We start from the raw sequence: 1,885 nt of genomic DNA, 5'->3' as shown, positions 1-1,885 counted from the left end.
CTTGCAGTGTGCTGCGCTCAATCGCATGATTCATTTAGGTAAACCAGTTAGCTACAAAGTGGAAAATTAATTCGCCCTTCTATTGAGTGAAGTTTATCTTTTTTCCGTTTCATGCAACAAAGCCCTTGAAATTTGCTTTTTGATTACTCACTAAAGAATGGACTTTGGTTTGAGAATTGTAACCAACTCGACCCCACTCCACAGTTAGCTGAGTATCTTCGACTTTGGCTGACCAGAATTTATTGCTGTTGCGGATGGCATCAACAAAGACAAGATATATTTCCATGTTTTTTTTCTTCGATTAATTTGTAGATGAACACCTGGAAATTAGATGTTCATCTGTAATCAGCTAATGATTCACAATTGTTCGGGCATTGCCCCAGCGGATTTGATGCTGCAATGCTTCTAGTAATGTTTCAGCTTCATCAACAGTTAGCCCCTGCAACAAAGAACAAATATCATACAAAATTCGCGGGATATCTTCACAAACAAATCTGACAAACAGTGCATCTCGTAAAGGTTCTGTTACAGAATAATTGTCAGGATTACATTTTTGTTGCATAAAGACATAGTGGGTTAACGCCATACGCAGCAGGAGTTTTGTTTCTCTGTTGATCTGTTCTAAACATGCGCCGTACTTATCAACAAGTTGGTCGATTCGGCTTGTTTGTCCGTAGTAAGTTACTAAGTCTGTTGTTGTCATAAAAACTACCACCAATTCCTGAACTAAAATTCACCTTTTTTACGCGTAGCGTTCAATCAAAACAAAAGTGCGATTGCTCCTATTTCAGTAGAAGCGATCGCCTAATTCATCAATTCAAATTCCGAAATCGCGCAGTTTTCAGAGACTTAGTTGTTGCTTGGGCAACTTGACTAGAAGCAGCCCTGGCAGTTTTAGACCACGCTTGCATTCGCTCAACTGAAGCTGCATCCTGGATTGCAAGCGGCGTGATATTTTCACAGCACTGCATCAAATCTCCCAACGTCACCTGCTGCGGTCTACCCTCATCAAATGCCAGCAATGCTGCTTCTGCCGCTAGCGTTTCCAGTTCTGCACCTGAAAACTTCGCAGTATTGGCAGCGATCGCCTCTAAATATTCATCCTCCACAGCAATACCAAATCGCTCCAAGTGAATCTTGAGAATTTGGCAGCGTTCTGGCTCAGACGGTAGATCCACGAAAAAATTTTCATCAAATCTGCCCTTTCGTTTCAGTTCACTGGGAAGGGCTGAGGGGTTGAAGAAAAAAAGCCTGATGCAGAAATACGTCCTGAGAGTTTTGCGATCGCCCATAGCGTTCTTGTAAAATCATTTTCAATTGTTGAGAATTCGCCCAGGAAAAAGTTTATGGCAGATATGTCAGGTCAAGACCCCTCGGAAATCACAATGGCAACGGTTGATGAAGAACGAAAAGGCGTAACTTTCAGCGGTACGGTCATCCTTGGTATAGATCCTGATGGTGGGGAAGTCGTTTTCTTTAGAGACTTTTTAATTGAAGATTATAAAGGCGAACTTACCGCTTATCTGGCAACAGATGGCGATATAAAGAAAAGCATTGATTTAGGCGAACTCGATCGTAAAAGCCCCAGTTTTAGGCTGCCAATTCCGCTGGGAACGGATACATTACCCTACAATACAGTCGTATTGAGCGACAAAAAAAGCAAGAAAAAAATCCTGACGATCAATCTATAAAATTTGTAACTTAGCTCGTAGTTCAGCCAAATTCGATTGCCCTCCTGTATAGATCTCAAATGGGTTCTATAGAACTCATTTGACATCTAACAAGAGGCTGCAAGCCTTTTAACCATCAACCGAATAAAACAAAGATTAATCTTGGCAGTTGCATTAACTAGAGTTCTCTCAAAGTTCTTGACAAGAATTTTGCA

General features: G+C 41.2%; 2 protein-coding genes and 2 pseudogenes. 1 reads left to right on the top strand and 3 read right to left on the bottom strand.

Features of this window, described 5'->3' with window-relative positions:
* Nucleotides 1-133 precede the first annotated feature (133 nt).
* The 3 genes and pseudogenes from FNW02_RS38020 to FNW02_RS38010 form a co-directional block, all read right to left on the bottom strand.
* Nucleotides 134-286, bottom strand: a pseudogene (locus FNW02_RS38020) (WGR domain-containing protein); the annotation flags it as partial.
* A 63-nt stretch (nt 287-349) separates the two neighbouring features.
* A complete protein-coding gene (locus FNW02_RS38015) occupies nt 350-703 on the bottom strand; it encodes a hypothetical protein (RefSeq protein WP_191762612.1) in 354 nt (117 codons plus the stop codon).
* 109 nt (nt 704-812) lie between these two features.
* A pseudogene (locus FNW02_RS38010) lies at nt 813-1,238 on the bottom strand (AAA family ATPase); the annotation flags it as partial.
* Between the two features lie 108 nt (nt 1,239-1,346).
* On the opposite strand from FNW02_RS38010, the gene FNW02_RS38005 reads away from it, so the two are divergent.
* Nucleotides 1,347-1,691, top strand: a complete 345-nt coding sequence (locus FNW02_RS38005; protein WP_191762611.1) for a hypothetical protein — start codon at nt 1,347-1,349, stop codon at nt 1,689-1,691.
* Nucleotides 1,692-1,885 lie beyond the last annotated feature (194 nt).

This window comes from Komarekiella delphini-convector SJRDD-AB1 (genome assembly GCF_014831675.1).
Lineage (GTDB): Bacteria > Cyanobacteriota > Cyanobacteriia > Cyanobacteriales > Nostocaceae > Komarekiella.
The sequence above is the reverse complement of the archived record's forward strand: the minus strand, read 5'-3'. Positions and strand labels throughout refer to the sequence as shown.